A 14,464-nucleotide genomic window follows, 5' to 3' on the forward strand; every position below is an offset into this window, starting at 1 on the left:
GCCAGGCGAAAATTCGGGGGCGGCAGACAACTTCGCACGCCAGAGCCACGGCAGCTTCGCAGAGTTTCAGGCCCGCGCCGAGGATTGCGCTCAGCGTGAGTTTTAAGCCGGCCTAGGCCGACTTACGCGGCGCCGCGTCGGGAAGCGCAGCGTGGTGGCCGCGGGTGCGGCGGGGGCGGCGGGTGCGACCAACGCACCGAGCGCGGCGAGTTCGCGCTCGGGGTGGATCTGGCGGACATAGATCGACAGGTCCGCCACCCGTCGCGCATGGATCTCGTTTCGGCACAGCTGCACCGGTCCCAACGCGCGGCCCACCCGGTCGATGGTCTCGTCGACCGCGTCCGCCACCACGGCTCGCACCCGCCGGGCCAGCAGTTCGGCCTGCCCGGCCCGGTCGAACGGGTCGGCGTCGATCTGCCCGGCGCTGGCGCCGAGCACCGCCCCGGCCCCCGCCAGCGCGGCGTCCACCGCGCCGAGGTGGACCAGTGCATGCTCGTCGGCGGCCCCGCTCGCGGACAGTTCGTACAGCGGTTCGGCAACCGCGCGGGCACCGCCGAACCAGCACGCGGCCGCGCCGATGGCGCGGTGCCAGAATCCCGGCCGGCTCCGGTAGCCGTCGGGATCGCCGACGGGCACCGCCGAGGTGTTGGTGAATCGCACTGCGCGCGTGTCGCTTCCGGCCATGCCGGGGTTGGCCCATTCGCTGGGCAGCGCACGCACCGTCGTATCCCACAGCGACACCGCGAACAGGCCGCGCGTCCCGTCGGGATGGGTGCCCGCGACCAGGGCGTGCGTGCAGAAAGACGCCCCCGGGCACCACTGCTTGGTGCCGGACAGTGTCACGGCACCGTCGTGGGTCGTCGCGGCCGTCACCGAATCTCCGGCGTCCGCACCGTCCCAGACCGCCCACAGCTGAGCGTGCTGCACGGGCTTACCGCCGAGCTCGTCGAGGATCGCGACGGCGTCGGCGTGGGCCATCGCGATCCGAGCCGCCACCAGATCCTCGTGCGCCAGTTCGCCGAGGCGCTGCCAGCGCTGCGCCGTGGCCCCCGAACCGGGCAGCGGCAACTCGAGCTTGCCGCTGTCGAGCCAGTGCTTGACGACCCCGGCGGTCATCGCCGTGCCGTCCGGGATCGCAGAGGGGGGTCGAGCGAAGAGAGCATGCCTGTTAGATGCCCAATTCGGCGCGTTTCCACACCCCGATTCGAGGGCACGAATTCGATGGCAGCATGGAGGCATGCAGTCACCGTCCGCGCCCAGGGCCGCATTGTTCGACTTCTCCGGCACGCTGTTCCGGCTGGAGGAGGACGACAGCTGGTTCGAGGGCGTCCGGGTCGATGACAGCGAGGTCGACCGCCACGTGCAGGTCGAGTTGATGCGCCGGATGACCGCGCCGACCGGGCAGTCCGTCCCGATGGACGACGCGCAACACCACGCGTGGACCAACCGCGACCTGGAACCGCACCTGCACCGCGAGGCCTACCTGCACGTGCTGCGCGAGTCCGGGGTGTCCGGCCACCACGCCGAGTCGCTGTACCAGAAGATGATCGACCCCGCGTGCTGGACGCCGTACCCGGATACCGCGCAAGTGCTGCGGCGGCTGGCCGAAAGCGGCGTGCGGACCGCCGTCGTCTCCAACATCGCGTTCGACGTGCGGCCGGCGTTCGCGGCTCTCGGAATCGAGCGGTACGTCTCGGAGTTCGTGCTGTCCTTCGAGGTCGGGGCGGTCAAGCCGAGCCCGCAGATCTTCACCACGGCGCTGCACCGCCTCGGTGTGCAGGCCGGCGATGCGGTGATGGTCGGCGACAGTGAGGAGGCCGACGGCGGCGCCCGGGACGTGGGCTGCGGGTTCGTCCTCGTCGACCCGCTGCCCACCGCGCAGCGTCCCGACGCGCTGCTACGCGGCCTGCGCGAGCACTTCGACCTCTGACCCTGCGCGCACCCGAATCGCCCGACGGCTACCGTTCACTGGGTGAGCGAGAATCCCTTCGATCCCACGTTGTGGCAGCCCGTCCCCGGGTTCACCGACCTGGCCGACATCACCTACCACCGGCACGTCGACGCGGCCGGAAATCCGCAGCCCACGGTCCGGGTGGCCTTCGACCGGCCCGAGGTGCGCAACGCATTCCGGCCCGGCACGGTCGACGAGCTCTACCGCGCGCTCGACCACGCCCGGATGTCACCGGATGTCGGCGTGGTGCTGCTGACGGGGAACGGCCCGTCCCCCAAGGACGGCGGCTGGGCGTTCTGCTCGGGCGGCGATCAGCGCATCCGCGGCCGCACGGGCTATCAGTACGCCGCCGGCGAGACCGCGGACACCGTGGACGTGGCCCGCGCCGGACGGCTGCACATCCTCGAGGTGCAGCGGCTGATCCGGTTCATGCCCAAGCCGGTGATCTGCCTGGTGAACGGCTGGGCCGCCGGCGGCGGGCACAGCCTGCACGTGGTGTGCGACCTGACGCTGGCCAGCCGCGAGCACGCGATGTTCAAGCAGACCGACGCCGACGTGGGCAGCTTCGACGGCGGCTACGGCAGCGCCTACCTGGCGCGTCAGGTGGGGCAGAAGTTCGCCCGGGAGATCTTCTTCCTGGGCCGCAGCTACACCGCCGAGCAGATGCACCAGATGGGCGCCGTCAACGAGGTGGTGGACCACGCCGAGCTGGAGAACGTCGCCCTGGAGTGGGCCGCGGCCATCAACGGCAAATCGCCGCAGGCCCAACGGATGTTGAAGTACGCGTTCAACCTGCTCGACGACGGCCTGGTGGGCCAGCAGCTGTTCGCCGGGGAGGCCACCCGGCTGGCCTACATGACCGATGAGGCCGTCGAGGGCCGCGACGCGTTCCTGGAGAAGCGGGATCCGGACTGGACCCCGTTCCCCCGCTACTTCTAGCAGTGATTTTGGCGTGATTTCCCATGCTGACCGTGTGAGATCACGCCGAAGTCGCTCCGGTTTAGGGAGCACACGATGGTCAATCCCCTGCGGAGACTCACCGAGGCCGCGGCGTTGGCCGGCATGCGGCCGCCGCTGAGCCTGCCCACCGGCACCAACGTCGACCTGCGGGGCAAGCGCGTGCTGCTGACGGGCGCCTCCTCGGGCATCGGGGAGGCCGCCGCCGAGCAGTTCGGCCGGGCCGGGGCCCACGTGATCGTCGTGGCGCGTCGCCGGGAACTGCTCGACGCGGTGGCCGCGCGGATCCAGGCCGACGGGGGTGACGCGGAGGCCATCGCGTGCGACCTGTCCGACCTCGACGCCATCGATGCGCTGGTGGAAACCGTTGGCGACGTTGACATCCTGATCAACAACGCCGGGCGTTCCATCCGCCGGCCGATGGCCGAGTCGCTGGACCGCTGGCACGATGTGGAACGCACGATGGCGCTGAACTACTTCGCGCCGCTGCGCCTGATCCGCGGTTTCGCGCCCGGCATGATCGACCGCGGCGACGGCCACCTGATCAACGTCGCCACCTGGGGTGTGATGAACGAGGCCGCTCCCCTGTTCGCGGCCTACAACGCCTCGAAGTCCGCGCTGGCGGCGGTCAGCCGGGCCATCGAGACGGAGTGGGCGCCGCGCGGCGTGCACTCGACGACGCTGTACTACCCGCTGGTGGCGACCCCGATGATCGCGCCGACGGCCGAGTATCAGGGGCTGCCGGCGTTGAGCGCCGACGAGGCCGGCGAATGGATGGTGCGGGCGGCCCGCACGCGCCCGGTGCGGATCGCGCCGCGGATGGCGGTCACCTCCCGCGCGGTCGACGTCGTGGCTCCGGGGCTGCTCAACACCGTGATGAAGCGTCAGCGCATTCAGCCGACCTGACCTGTCGAGTGCCCCGCGAGCGTGCGCAGAACCGGCCGCGGACCCGGCGTGTTGCCCGGGGACGCGCACCTTCGCGCAGGAGGGGGTAGACACGTCAGCATGGAGATCCTTGCCAGCCGGGTGCTGTTCCGGCCGAGTGACTACCAACGCTCCCTGTCCTTCTACCGCGACGACCTCGGCTTGGCCCTGGCCCGCGAGTACGGCGGCGGCACGGTGTTCTACGCCGGACAGTCGCTGATCGAACTCGCCGGCCACGGGGCTCCGCCCGCCGGGTCACCGCCGTTCCCCGGTGCGTTGTGGCTGCAGGTCCGCGACCTCTACGCCACCCAGGCCGAGTTGCAGTCCCGCGGCGTGGCCATCGCCCGCGAGGCCCGCCGCGAACCGTGGGGGCTGCACGAGATGCACGTCGACGACCCCGACGGGGTGACGCTGATCTTCGTCGAGGTACCCGACGACCACCCGCTGCGCCGCGACACCCGGGGCTAGGATCATCGCCATCGCTACCTTGCGCACGCTCGTAGTTCCGCCCGGCCCGTCGGCGCACTCGATGATGGCCGCGCTGGCTGCCGTCCTCGACGGCAGCGCCACCCCGGTACTGCCGGTTCCCGGCGGCGACCTCCGGCAATACGAGCTGCTGACAAGCTCTTTGCGGGCTGGGGAGGACATCGACGACGACGTCGCCCTGGTGATCCCCACCTCCGGCACGACGGGCACCCCGAAGGGCGCGCTGCTGACCGCACCCGCCCTGATCGCCAGTGCCACCGCCACCCACGACCGGCTCGGCGGCGCGGGCACCTGGCTGCTGGCGTTGCCGCCGCATCACATCGCCGGCATGCAGGTCCTGATCCGCAGCGTGGTGGCGGGCACCACCCCCGTCGAGATCGACGTGTCCAGCGGGTTCGACGTCGCGGCCCTGCCCGAGGCCGTCGCCGCGATGAAGCTCGGCTCGGGCCGCAGGTACGCCTCGCTGGTGGGGGTGCAGCTGGCCAAGGCGCTGGCCGACCCGGCCGCGGCCGCCGCGCTGGCCGACCTCGACGCCGTGCTGCTCGGCGGCGGCCCCGCCTCCGAGGCGGTGCTGGAAGGCGCTGCGGTGGCCGGGATTTCGGTGGTCCGCAGCTACGGCATGAGCGAGACCGCCGGCGGCTGCGTGTACGACGGGCGCCCGCTGGACGGGGTGCAGCTGCGCATCGACGACGACGGTCGCATCGTGCTGGGCGGCGCGACGCTGGCCAAGGGCTACCGCAACCCGGCGGACCCGGACCCGTTCGCCGAGTCCGGCTGGTTCCGCACCGACGACATTGGCGCCGTGGATGATTCGGGGGTGCTGCAGGTGCTGGGGCGCGCCGACGACGCGATCAGCACGGGCGGGCTGACGGTGCTGCCGCAGCCGGTCGAGGCCGCGTTGATCACCCACCCTGACGTGGTCGACTCCGCGGTGTTCGGCGTGCCCGACGAACGGCTGGGGCAGCGGGTGGCCGCAGTCGTCGTGCTGGCCTTCGACTCCCCCGAGCCCACCGTGGCCGAATTGCGGGCCCACGTCGAGCAGACGCTGGACGCCACGGCCGCCCCGCGGGAGATCCACATCGTCGAGGAAGTGCCCCGCCTGGGCATCGGCAAGGTCGACCGGCGCGCCTTGGTGGACCGCTACTCGCCTTCCTGATCACGCATCATGGAGGGCATGCGCCGAGAAGTCAGCACCGTCGAAGCGCTCCGCGAGATCGTGGGGCACCCCAACGAGTACGTCGCCAACAAGGTCGGTGACACCCTCAAGCCCATCCACCGGGACTGGCTGGCCCATTCGCCGCTGGCCTTCGTGGCCACCACCGACGCCGAGGGCCGCGTCGACGTCTCGCCGAAGGGCGACCCGCCGGGATTCGCTTACGTCATCGACGCCACCACCATCGCCATCCCGGAGCGGCCCGGCAACAAGCGGGTCGACGGCTACCTCAACGTGCTGCAGCGCCCGCACGTCGGCACCCTGTTCGCCATCCCGGGCCGCGGCGACACGCTGCGGATCAACGGGCGCGCGACCGTGCTGGCCGACGCGGACTACTTCGAGGCGATGAGCATCGGCGGCAAGCGCCCGATCCTGGCGCTGGAGATCGCCGTCGAGGAGGTGTTCTTCCACTGCGCGCGGGCCTTCCTGCGCGCCGATGCCTGGGAGCCGCACACCTGGAACCCCACCGCGCTGCCCAGCGTCGCGCAGATGGCGCACGCAGCGCGCAGCGGTCTGAGCCTGGCCGAACTCGAGGGCTATTACAGCGAGGACAACATGCGCAAGATCCTGTATTGATTCACCAGCACGTCCACCTCACAACCACGTCATCAGCACCACGTACACCGCGGTACCGCCGACGATGCTCAGCAGCGCCTGCCCGCGCCAACAGTGCAGACCCGCGGTGATGAGCACGGCCAGCGCCAGCCACAGCACGCCGATGCCGCCGGCGGTCACGCCGGGGCGCAGCGTGTAGATCGTGAGCATCACCATGACCCCGAGCGGCATGTGGATGCCCAGGTACTTGACCACCTCGCTGTCGCGCATCGGGGCCAGCCCGGCGAACGGCAGGGCGCGCAGCAGCCAGGTGATGGCCGCGGCGACGCCGACCAGCAGCGCGATGTAACCGTTGTCCGGCACGGCTCAGCCCGCCCGCGCCGGACGCCGCAGGAATCGCACCGCCAGGGCGGCGGTGAACGCGGCAAACGCGACGATCAGCATCTGCCCGGGCACCGCGATCCAGGCCGCCACCGCGCACACCGCGGCCGTCGCGGCGGTCAGGCGGTCCGGCCGCTGCCGGTAGGCCTCGATCGCCAGCACGACGAACAGCGCCGTCAGCGCGAAGTCCAGGCCCTCGAGCCGGTCGATGGGCAGCGCCGTGCCCAGCAGTGCGCCCAGCGCGGCACCGGACACCCACAGACACTGAAGGAACAACTGCATCAACACAATTGGGCGGGTCGTCCACGTCGCGGCCTCCGGGCTGACCGCGACGGCGTACGCCTCGTCGGACAGCGCGAAGGTGCTGAACAGCTTCGTCCACCACCCCCGCACCCGCTCCAGCGGGAACGACAGGGCATAGAAGACGTGGCGGGAGTTGACGACGAACGCGGTCATCGCGACCGTGGCCACCGGGGCGCCGGTGGCCGCGAGGCCCACCATGAGGAACTCCAACGATCCGGCGTAGATCACCGCGGCAAACACCGGGGCCCACCACCAGGCCAGCCCGGCGTTGACCACGAGGATGCCCAGAGCCATTCCCAGCGGGATGAACGCCAGCCCGATCGGCACGGTCAGGGCCAGCACCGCCCGTAACGGGTGCTGCGGCGCGCGGTCGGACATGGTCACCAGTCTCGCTGGCCATGGCCCCGCGACGCCAAACCGTGCACATCGGTGCAGGTAGCGGGGTTTCACCCGGGGGGCATTCGGGTACAGACGGCAAATGACGGCGCGTGTCCTGGTGGCAGACGACGACCTTGTCGTGCGTGACATGGTGCGTCGCTACCTGGAGCGCGAGGGCATGGCGGTCGCGGTCGTCGGCGACGGGCACGAGGCGCTGCGCGTGCTCGAGAGCGGACAGGTGGACATCGCCGTGATCGACGTGCTGCTGCCCGGGGTCAGCGGCCTGGCTCTGGTGCGCAGCCTGTGCCGCGGCGGGAACTTCAGCGTGCCGGTGATCCTGCTCACGGCCCTCGGCGAGGAAGAGGACCGGATCGCCGGTCTGGAGGCCGGCGCCGACGACTACGTGACCAAGCCGTTCAGCCCGCGCGAGTTGACGTTGCGGGTGCGCTCGCTGCTGCGCCGCGCCCCCGCCGCCGCCGCACCGCAGCCCAGCGAGATCACCGCCGGCGCCATCACCATCTCGACCGCCGCACGCACCGCCACCGTGGCCGGCAACCCCGTCGGCCTGACCAACCGCGAGTTCGACCTGCTGCTGTTCTTCCTGACCCACCGCGACACCGTGTTCAGCCGTCAGGAGTTGCTCAACCAGGTGTGGTGCTGGGATTACGGTGATCTCTCCACGGTGACCGTGCACGTCAAGCGGCTGCGCGCCAAGCTCGGTGCCTACCACCAGATCCACACGGTGTGGGGCCGCGGCTACTTCTGGCGGGATGCCCCCGCCGCGCAGGACGCCAACCATGACTGTGCCTGACGGCCTGGTCGAAACGGTTGCTTTTGTTCTGATCTGCTCGGTGCCGGTGGTGCTCGCGGGCAGCCTGCTGATCCGCCTGGCCCGGTCCTGGTCGCTGGCGGCCAGCATGGTGGTGCTGGTGCTGATCCCGTTGGCCGCCACCTTCACCGGGGTGCTCGGGGCCAGCGGCTTCATGATCAGCGGCACGCCGGCCAAGACCGCGATGGTGGTGGTCATCGTGTCGGTGGTGACGGTGCCGGCCGCGGTGATGCTGGGCCGCTATCAGGCCCGACGCACGGTGTGGGAGCGCGAGATTCGCGATGCCGAACGCGCGGCCGAGGACTCCCGGCGCAAGCTGGTGGCGTTCGTCAGCCACGACCTGCGCACCCCACTGGCCGGGATCCGGACGGTGGCCGAGGCCATGGCCGACGGCCTGGTGGACCCCGACGATGTTCCCCGGCACGCGAAACACATTGAGCAGGAGAGCATCCGGGTCTCGGAAATGGTCGAGGACCTGTTCGATATGTCCAAGATCAACGCCGGGGCCATCGCGCCGGCGGCCGACACGCTCGAGCTCGACCAGGTGGTCGACGACGTTGCGGCCGCCTATGCCCTGGTGGCCCGGCGCGCCCGGGTGGACCTGCGCACCGTGGTGCCCGAGGACCCGGTCCGCGTGGCCGGCAGCCACCGCGACCTGACCCGGGTGCTGTCGAATCTCGTCGCCAATGCGATCGCGCACACCCCCGAGGGCGGGTCGGTCACCATGTCGATGGGCTGCGACGAACGGGGTGCCTGGGTCCGGGTCGACGACACCGGTTCGGGTATCGACGGCGACTCGCTGGCGCGGGTGTTCGACGTCGCCTACCGCGGCTCCAATGACCGTGTGCCGCGGTCGGATCCGTCGCTACCCAGTGGATCGGGGCTGGGTCTGGCCATCGCCGCCGGCCTGGTGCAGGCCCACCGCGGCACGATCTCGGCGGGCAACACCGACTCCGGCGCGCGGTTCGAGGTGCGCCTGCCCTCGCCGTGCTGAGGGTCAGTCCTCGAGCGAACCGGCGAGGCGTTCGGCCGCGGCCACGTAGTCCTCGATGAACTCCAGCACCACCTCGCGGGCGGGCTTGACCTTGTTCATCAGGCCGACGCCCTGGCCGACGAAGTAGGTCGCCAGCGCCTGGGCGCCCTCGTGGCCGTTGGCGGCCAGCTTGTCCACCCGACGCAGCACCGGTTCGACGAGCATGGACTGCAGGGGCAGCGGCAGCGGCTGCTGCCCGCCGGGATTGGGCGCCCACGCGTCGGTCCAGTCCGAAACCAGTTGCCGCGACGGCTTTCCGGTGCGCCCGGCCGAGCGGATGGTGTCGCGGGAGGTGGCGGCGAGCATCTTCTGCACGGTGTACGGCGCGGTCTCGGCCTCCTCGGTGGTCAGCCACACCGAACCGGTCCACGCCCCGGCCGCGCCCATCGCCACACAGCCGGCCATCTGCTTGCCGGTCACGATGCCGCCGGCGGCGAGCACCGGTGTGTCGCTGCCGATCTCGGCCAGCGCGGCCAGCACCTCGGGCACCAGCACCAGGGTGGACACCTCGCCGCAGTGCCCGCCGGCCTCCGTGCCCTGGGCGATGATCAGATCGACACCGGCCTTGACCTGCTTGATGGCGTGCTCCTTGGCGCCCACCAGCGCGGCCACCGGAACGCCCGAGGACCGGCCGGCCTCGATCATGTAGGCCGGCGGCACGCCGAGCGCGTTGGCCATCAACTTGATCGGATGCCGCAGCGCGACCTCGAGCAGGGCCTCGCCGGTGTCGCCGGAGAGGCTGCTGCCGCCCAGGCGACGCTTCTCCTCGGCGGGAATGTCATGGCCGGCAAGCAGTTCGGTGACATAGGTCTTGTAGTAGTCCGGGATCCGGTCGGCCAGCTGAGTGCCGGTGACGTTCTCACCCTTGCCCTCGTACTTGGCGGGCACGATGATGTCCACGCCGTAGGGCTTGCCCTTGACCTGTTCGTCGATCCAGGTGAGCTCCTGCTCGAGTTGCTCCGGGGTGAACGCGGTGCCGCCGAGCACGCCGAGGCCCCCGGCGTTGGTCACCGCGGCGACGACGTCGCGGCAGTGGCTGAACGCGAAGAGGGGGAAGTCGATGCCGTACTGCTCGCAGATCGGTGTCTTCATCGGCCAAGTATGACTTGACGCATGTCAAGAATTCAATCGCCCCGGTCAGGGTAGGTCGAAGGGCAACTTCACCCCGGCGTGCGCCCGGCAGTGCTCGCAGGCCTGCCCGTCGTCCACCCCGTCCAGCGCCTCGTGCACCAGCTTCTTGAACGGTGCGAGGTTGCGCTGGAACTCGGCGAACACGTCGGCCGTCGTCACCCCGGAACCGGCCTCCACGCCGGCGTCGAGGTCGGTGACCAGCGCGATCGCGGCGTAACACATCTCCAACTCGCGGGCCAGCACCGCCTCCGGGTATCCGGTCATGTTGATCAGGGTGAAGCCCTGCGCCGCGTACCACTGGCTCTCGGCCCGGGTGGAGAACCGCGGCCCCTCGATGACCACCATGGTGCCGCCGTCGGTGACGCCGGGCAGGCCGGCCGCCGCCGCCCGCAGGCCGGGGCAGTACGGATCGGCGAAGCTGACGTGGATGCCGCCGGAGTCGAAGTAGGTGGCGGGCCGGCCGCTGGTGCGGTCCACCAACTGATCGGGCACCACGACGGCGCCGGGGCCGTGGGCGGTGGTCAGGCTGCCCACCGCGCACGGTCCGAAGATCCGTCGCACGCCGAGCGCCCGCAGCGCCCACAGGTTGGCCCGGTACGGCACGGTGTGCGGGGAGAACTCGTGGTCGATCCCGTGCCGGGGCAGGAACGCCACCTCGTGCTCGCCGACGGTGCCGAACGTGACGGGCCCGCTGGGCGGCCCGTAAGGGGTGTCGACGCTGACGGTGCGCGCGTCCGCGCCGAAGAACGAATAGAAGCCGCTACCACCGATGACTCCGAGCATCCGACCATTCTGCGGCATGCGACGATCTGTGCATGGCCACCGTCGCGCAGTGGATCCAGGGCGCCCGTCCGCGAACCTGGCCCAACGCTATTGCTCCCGTGATCGCCGGCACCGGTGCGGCCGCCTGGCTCGGCGCCGCCGTGTGGTGGAAGGCGCTGTTGGCGTTGGTGGTGGCGGTGGCGCTGATCATCGGCGTCAACTACGCCAACGACTACTCCGACGGCATCCGCGGCACCGACGACGAACGCGTCGGGCCGCTGCGGCTGGTGGGCTCGAAGCTGGCCCGCCCGCGCGCGGTGTTTTCCGCCGCGGTGGCCAGCCTCGTCGTCGCCGCGCTGGCCGGCCTGGCGCTGGTGGCGGTCAGCGATCCCTGGCTGGCCGCCGTCGGCGCGGTCTGCATCGCCGGCGCCTGGTTCTACACCGGCGGTTCGAAACCCTACGGCTACAGCGGTTTCGGCGAGATCGCGGTGTTCGTGTTCTTCGGGCTGGTCGCCGTCCTGGGCACGCAGTACACCCAGGCGCTGCGGGTGGACTGGGTCGGATTGGTGGCCGCGGTGGTCATGGGCCTGCTGTCCTCGGCGGTGTTGGTGGCCAACAACCTGCGCGACATCCCGACCGACACCGCCTCCGGCAAGATCACCCTGGCCGTGCGCCTCGGCGATGCGCGGACGCGCCGGTTCTTCGTGGCGCTGCTGGCGCTGGCCGGTGTGCTGACGGTGGTGTTGGCGTTGGCGACGCCGTGGGCGCTGCTGGGTCTGGTGGCGGCTCCCCTGGCGGTGCGCGCGGCCCGGCCGGTGACCTCGGGCGGTGCCGGTCCGGCGCTGATCCCGGTGCTGCGCGACACCGGGCTGACCATGCTGGTGTGGTCGATCACGATCGCGCCCGCGCTGGCGCTGGGCTGACTCAGGCGGCGCGGTCGAGCAGTGCGACCACCTCGTCGCGCAGTTGCGCGGCGTAGACGTGCTCGGCGATCACACCGACGACGCGGTCATCGCCGCCGCGCAACAGCCCGAGCAGCAGATGTTCGACGGCGACGGTTCGGTCCTTGTGCGCCAACGCTTCTCGCAACGCCAGCTCCAGCGCCTTGCGGGCGGCGCGGCCGAACGGCAGGTGACCACGCCGGCGGCGGCGCCGGCCCGAGCGGTGCAGCGCCGCGTCGAAGGCGTCCGGCCCGAACGACGTGTTCACCGCGTCGCGCACCGCGTACAGGTCAATCCCGATGTGCCGCAGGGCCTCCGCGTCGTCGGCGAAGCCGGCCTCACCGTCGCCGGCCAGGCGGTCGCGAATGACGTCGGCGCTGAGCCCGTAGCCGTCCAGCAGCGCGGCGAGGTCGGGTCCGGCGCCCTGCAGCAGGCCCAGCAGCAGGTGCTCGGGACCGATGGTCCGCGCGCCGAGGTCACGCGCCTCCTCCTGGGCGAGCACCACCGCGGCGCGGGCGCCGCGGCTGAACCGCTCGAACATCGACTCACCTCCTGCGGTTGTACTTCTGATGCACGGCCTGTCGGCTGACGCCGAGCGCGTCGGCGATGGCCTGCCAACTCCAGCCCTGCTCCCGGGCATTGGCGACGTGCAGCGCCTCGAGCCGCTCCTGAAGTCGCTGCAGCGCGCCGACGGCACGCAGGCCCACGGCCGGGTCGATATCGCCGAGGCTCCGGTCGAAGTCCGGTTCCACCGGTTCCGGCGCGGCAGTCATGGTTGTCAAGATAACTTGACACCCTCGCAAGCGTCAACACATCTTGACACGCCGCGCCTTCCGAACGATGACATCCCCTCGATGCGAGAGTGACAATCAGCATCTAATCTGTAAAGTCTGCACCTCGGTCACCCGACCGGACCCGAGCAGCTAGGTTGAGGACCGAGATGAAGAATCCAGTGATGCAGGCACGTTCGGCGGTCGGTCTGGTCGGGCATCTGGGCCGCGGCGTGCAACGCGTGGCCACCGATGCGGTGTTGGGCAACAGGGTGGGGCCGCCCCGCGCCGTCGCGGCGCTGGACGCCGCGGCCCTGACCAAGGTGCTCGGGCGTCCCGTCACCTCGGTGACCGTCCTGGACGGCGACGCCGGCACATCGTCGCGCGCGCGGCTGGCACTGACCGGCGACGGCGTCCCCGAGACGGTGTTCGTCAAGATGCCCGCCGACAACGCCGCCACCCGGCTGATGGGTGAGCTCGGCCGACTGGGCAACACCGAGGTCCGCTTCTACCGCGAGCTGTCCCCCGGCCTGACCGGGGTGCCGAAGCTGCACGGCGCCGACTTCGACCCGCTGACCGGTCGCTACATCCTGGTTCTCGAGGATCTGGCGGTCGACGCGTGCGAGTTCCCCGACACCCTGCACCCCATCGGCCCCGACCGGGCCGCGCTGATCGTCGAGCTGCTGGCCAAGCTGCACGCCGCCTACTGGGAGCGGCTGCCCACCGGCCGCGGACCGCTGGACTGGCTCTATACCGCCTCCGGGGACAGCACCTCGCTGCTCACCGGCGCGTTGATGAACACCTCGGTGAAACGGCTGGCCGACCGCACCTCGATCCCCCTGGAGACCGGCCGCTTCATCATCGACAACTACCGCGCCGCGGCGATGCTGATCGACCGCCCGCCGCACACCGTCATGCACGGCGACGCGCATCCGGGCAACGTGTACTTCCGCAACGGTGCGGCCGGGCTGCTGGACTGGCAGGCGGTCCGACGCGGCCATCCGTCCCGTGAACTGGCCTACACCCTGGTCACCAGCATGACCCCGGAGGAGCGCCGGGCCGCCCAGCGCGACCTGCTAGACGAGTACCGCCAGGCCCTGGCCGCCGCGGGCGGGCCCGAGCTGGACCGCGACGACCTGTGGCTGCGCTACCGGCAGGCCGCGCTCTACGCCTACGTGGCCGCGTTGATCACCGCGGGCATGGGCGGCATGCAGGTGGAGACCATTGCGATGGAGGGGTTGCGGCGCGCCGTCGCCGCCCTCGAGGATCTGGAAACCGTTGCGGCGCTGAAGGCCTCGCTCTAGGCAGAGCCCGCCGGCTAGTTGCTCGGCGGATCCTCGCCGCGCAGCCGCGCCTGGAGTTGCTCGCGGTCGCGACGGCGCCGCTCGTCGACGGCGGCGATGCTGGCGGTCGCGCGCCGACGCAACGGCGCGAACAACCAGATGCCCAGCGGCAGCGCGATCACGATGGCGAACAGGAAAGCCACCACCAACGGGATGTCGCCGATCCCGATCCAGTGGGCGCCGAAGAAGATGACCGCAGCCAGCGCACCGACCAGCAACAGGCGCGCGCCGATGTAGGCCAGGACGTCGAGCACCATTCCGCCGGTGGAGCGTTCATCAGCCACAGGCCAGAGCCTACCGACACCGCGTATATTCGAACAAAGGAGGTTTAAGTGCTCTACCTGCTCGTCATCCTGATCATCGGGGCCCTGGTCTACGCCGGCTGGCGCATCACACGCGCACAGGCCAACCGGCCGCAGACCCGTGTCATCGGGCCCGACGACGACCCGGAGTTCCTCTGGCGGCTCAGTCACGGCGACAACAACCCGCGCTGACGCCGGGTTGAGC

General features: G+C 70.9%; 19 protein-coding genes. 11 read left to right on the top strand and 8 right to left on the bottom strand.

Annotated elements, in window-relative coordinates; all coding sequences use genetic code 11:
• Window positions 1–102: 102 nt before the first annotated feature.
• The gene (locus tag EL338_RS20010; protein ID WP_235666223.1) at window positions 103–1,116 is read right to left on the bottom strand and encodes an acyl-CoA dehydrogenase middle domain-containing protein; all 1,014 of its coding nucleotides are present in this window, start codon (window positions 1,114–1,116) and stop codon (window positions 103–105) included.
• A 121-nt stretch (window positions 1,117–1,237) separates the two neighbouring features.
• Here EL338_RS20010 and EL338_RS20015 point away from each other — a divergent pair, with 121 nt between their 5' ends.
• From EL338_RS20015 to EL338_RS20040, 6 genes are all read left to right on the top strand, one after another.
• Window positions 1,238–1,930, top strand: a complete 693-nt coding sequence (locus EL338_RS20015) for an HAD family hydrolase (protein WP_126335344.1) — start codon at window positions 1,238–1,240, stop codon at window positions 1,928–1,930.
• Between the two features lie 42 nt (window positions 1,931–1,972).
• Window positions 1,973–2,890: a 1,4-dihydroxy-2-naphthoyl-CoA synthase gene (locus EL338_RS20020; RefSeq protein ID WP_126335345.1), complete on the top strand. Its 918-nt coding sequence runs from the start codon at window positions 1,973–1,975 to the stop codon at window positions 2,888–2,890.
• 75 nt (window positions 2,891–2,965) lie between these two features.
• On the top strand, window positions 2,966–3,814 hold the full coding sequence (locus EL338_RS20025) for an SDR family oxidoreductase (protein ID WP_126335346.1): 849 nt from the start codon (window positions 2,966–2,968) through the stop codon (window positions 3,812–3,814).
• A gap of 99 nt (window positions 3,815–3,913) precedes the next feature.
• Complete coding sequence (locus EL338_RS20030) at window positions 3,914–4,300, top strand: VOC family protein (protein WP_126335347.1); 387 nt, start codon at window positions 3,914–3,916, stop codon at window positions 4,298–4,300.
• A 64-nt stretch (window positions 4,301–4,364) separates the two neighbouring features.
• Entirely contained in the window at window positions 4,365–5,474 is a 1,110-nt protein-coding gene (menE, locus tag EL338_RS20035) for an o-succinylbenzoate--CoA ligase (RefSeq protein WP_372942149.1), read from the top strand.
• An 18-nt stretch (window positions 5,475–5,492) separates the two neighbouring features.
• The gene (locus EL338_RS20040; RefSeq protein WP_126335349.1) at window positions 5,493–6,107 is read left to right on the top strand and encodes an MSMEG_1061 family FMN-dependent PPOX-type flavoprotein; all 615 of its coding nucleotides are present in this window, start codon (window positions 5,493–5,495) and stop codon (window positions 6,105–6,107) included.
• A gap of 18 nt (window positions 6,108–6,125) precedes the next feature.
• On the opposite strand, the gene EL338_RS26290 is transcribed toward EL338_RS20040, so the two are convergent.
• Together EL338_RS26290 and EL338_RS20045 are read right to left on the bottom strand one after the other, a co-directional pair.
• A complete protein-coding gene (locus tag EL338_RS26290) occupies window positions 6,126–6,449 on the bottom strand; it encodes a branched-chain amino acid transport AzlD family protein (protein ID WP_179967111.1) in 324 nt (107 codons plus the stop codon).
• Window positions 6,450–6,452: 3 nt separating this feature from the next.
• Window positions 6,453–7,148 carry an AzlC family ABC transporter permease gene (locus EL338_RS20045; RefSeq protein ID WP_179967112.1) on the bottom strand — a complete coding sequence of 232 codons (696 nt, stop codon included), beginning with the start codon at window positions 7,146–7,148 and terminating at the stop codon, window positions 6,453–6,455.
• A gap of 100 nt (window positions 7,149–7,248) precedes the next feature.
• On the opposite strand from EL338_RS20045, the gene EL338_RS20050 reads away from it, so the two are divergent.
• Together EL338_RS20050 and EL338_RS20055 are read left to right on the top strand one after the other, a co-directional pair.
• Window positions 7,249–7,959, top strand: coding sequence for a response regulator transcription factor (locus EL338_RS20050; protein ID WP_126335350.1), 711 nt, complete (start codon window positions 7,249–7,251; stop codon window positions 7,957–7,959).
• On the top strand, window positions 7,946–8,971 hold the full coding sequence (locus EL338_RS20055) for a sensor histidine kinase (RefSeq protein ID WP_126335351.1): 1,026 nt from the start codon (window positions 7,946–7,948) through the stop codon (window positions 8,969–8,971). Before EL338_RS20050 ends, EL338_RS20055 begins: the two co-directional genes overlap by 14 nt.
• A gap of 3 nt (window positions 8,972–8,974) precedes the next feature.
• On the opposite strand, the gene EL338_RS20060 is transcribed toward EL338_RS20055, so the two are convergent.
• Together EL338_RS20060 and EL338_RS20065 are read right to left on the bottom strand one after the other, a co-directional pair.
• Window positions 8,975–10,102 carry an NAD(P)H-dependent flavin oxidoreductase gene (locus EL338_RS20060; protein WP_126335352.1) on the bottom strand — a complete coding sequence of 376 codons (1,128 nt, stop codon included), beginning with the start codon at window positions 10,100–10,102 and terminating at the stop codon, window positions 8,975–8,977.
• A gap of 45 nt (window positions 10,103–10,147) precedes the next feature.
• Window positions 10,148–10,924 carry an S-methyl-5'-thioadenosine phosphorylase gene (locus tag EL338_RS20065; RefSeq protein WP_126335353.1) on the bottom strand — a complete coding sequence of 259 codons (777 nt, stop codon included), beginning with the start codon at window positions 10,922–10,924 and terminating at the stop codon, window positions 10,148–10,150.
• 32 nt (window positions 10,925–10,956) lie between these two features.
• Between EL338_RS20065 and EL338_RS20070 the strand changes: the two genes are divergently transcribed.
• Complete coding sequence (locus EL338_RS20070; protein WP_126335354.1) at window positions 10,957–11,826, top strand: 1,4-dihydroxy-2-naphthoate polyprenyltransferase; 870 nt, start codon at window positions 10,957–10,959, stop codon at window positions 11,824–11,826.
• A gap of 1 nt (window position 11,827) precedes the next feature.
• Here EL338_RS20070 and EL338_RS20075 read toward each other — a convergent pair whose 3' ends face one another.
• Window positions 11,828–12,385: a Clp protease N-terminal domain-containing protein gene (locus tag EL338_RS20075; RefSeq protein WP_126335355.1), complete on the bottom strand. Its 558-nt coding sequence runs from the start codon at window positions 12,383–12,385 to the stop codon at window positions 11,828–11,830.
• Between the two features lie 4 nt (window positions 12,386–12,389).
• The gene (locus EL338_RS20080; protein ID WP_126335356.1) at window positions 12,390–12,617 is read right to left on the bottom strand and encodes a helix-turn-helix domain-containing protein; all 228 of its coding nucleotides are present in this window, start codon (window positions 12,615–12,617) and stop codon (window positions 12,390–12,392) included.
• A 167-nt stretch (window positions 12,618–12,784) separates the two neighbouring features.
• On the opposite strand from EL338_RS20080, the gene EL338_RS20085 reads away from it, so the two are divergent.
• Window positions 12,785–13,918, top strand: a complete 1,134-nt coding sequence (locus EL338_RS20085) for a phosphotransferase (protein ID WP_126335357.1) — start codon at window positions 12,785–12,787, stop codon at window positions 13,916–13,918.
• A 14-nt stretch (window positions 13,919–13,932) separates the two neighbouring features.
• On the opposite strand, the gene EL338_RS20090 is transcribed toward EL338_RS20085, so the two are convergent.
• A complete protein-coding gene (locus EL338_RS20090) occupies window positions 13,933–14,214 on the bottom strand; it encodes a DUF4229 domain-containing protein (RefSeq protein WP_126336982.1) in 282 nt (93 codons plus the stop codon).
• Between the two features lie 75 nt (window positions 14,215–14,289).
• Here EL338_RS20090 and EL338_RS26200 point away from each other — a divergent pair, with 75 nt between their 5' ends.
• The gene (locus EL338_RS26200) at window positions 14,290–14,451 is read left to right on the top strand and encodes a hypothetical protein (RefSeq protein ID WP_170217463.1); all 162 of its coding nucleotides are present in this window, start codon (window positions 14,290–14,292) and stop codon (window positions 14,449–14,451) included.
• Window positions 14,452–14,464: the final 13 nt, after the last annotated feature.

The organism is Mycolicibacterium chitae (genome assembly GCF_900637205.1).
In the GTDB taxonomy this organism is placed as follows: domain Bacteria; phylum Actinomycetota; class Actinomycetes; order Mycobacteriales; family Mycobacteriaceae; genus Mycobacterium; species Mycobacterium chitae.

Coding starts and splice junctions, on each gene's coding strand:
- EL338_RS20010 (WP_235666223.1), bottom strand. CDS start 1,116: ATGACCGCCGGGGTCGTCAAGCACTGGCTCGACAGCGGCAAGCTCGAG.
- EL338_RS20060 (WP_126335352.1), bottom strand. CDS start 10,102: ATGAAGACACCGATCTGCGAGCAGTACGGCATCGACTTCCCCCTCTTC.
- EL338_RS20085 (WP_126335357.1), top strand. CDS start 12,785: ATGAAGAATCCAGTGATGCAGGCACGTTCGGCGGTCGGTCTGGTCGGG.
- EL338_RS20075 (WP_126335355.1), bottom strand. CDS start 12,385: ATGTTCGAGCGGTTCAGCCGCGGCGCCCGCGCCGCGGTGGTGCTCGCC.
- EL338_RS20050 (WP_126335350.1), top strand. CDS start 7,249: ATGACGGCGCGTGTCCTGGTGGCAGACGACGACCTTGTCGTGCGTGAC.
- menE (WP_372942149.1), top strand. CDS start 4,365: ATGGCCGCGCTGGCTGCCGTCCTCGACGGCAGCGCCACCCCGGTACTG.
- EL338_RS20055 (WP_126335351.1), top strand. CDS start 7,946: ATGACTGTGCCTGACGGCCTGGTCGAAACGGTTGCTTTTGTTCTGATC.
- EL338_RS20045 (WP_179967112.1), bottom strand. CDS start 7,148: ATGTCCGACCGCGCGCCGCAGCACCCGTTACGGGCGGTGCTGGCCCTG.
- EL338_RS20030 (WP_126335347.1), top strand. CDS start 3,914: ATGGAGATCCTTGCCAGCCGGGTGCTGTTCCGGCCGAGTGACTACCAA.
- EL338_RS20025 (WP_126335346.1), top strand. CDS start 2,966: ATGGTCAATCCCCTGCGGAGACTCACCGAGGCCGCGGCGTTGGCCGGC.
- EL338_RS20065 (WP_126335353.1), bottom strand. CDS start 10,924: ATGCTCGGAGTCATCGGTGGTAGCGGCTTCTATTCGTTCTTCGGCGCG.
- EL338_RS20090 (WP_126336982.1), bottom strand. CDS start 14,214: ATGGTGCTCGACGTCCTGGCCTACATCGGCGCGCGCCTGTTGCTGGTC.
- EL338_RS20070 (WP_126335354.1), top strand. CDS start 10,957: ATGGCCACCGTCGCGCAGTGGATCCAGGGCGCCCGTCCGCGAACCTGG.
- EL338_RS20080 (WP_126335356.1), bottom strand. CDS start 12,617: ATGACTGCCGCGCCGGAACCGGTGGAACCGGACTTCGACCGGAGCCTC.
- EL338_RS20040 (WP_126335349.1), top strand. CDS start 5,493: ATGCGCCGAGAAGTCAGCACCGTCGAAGCGCTCCGCGAGATCGTGGGG.
- EL338_RS20015 (WP_126335344.1), top strand. CDS start 1,238: ATGCAGTCACCGTCCGCGCCCAGGGCCGCATTGTTCGACTTCTCCGGC.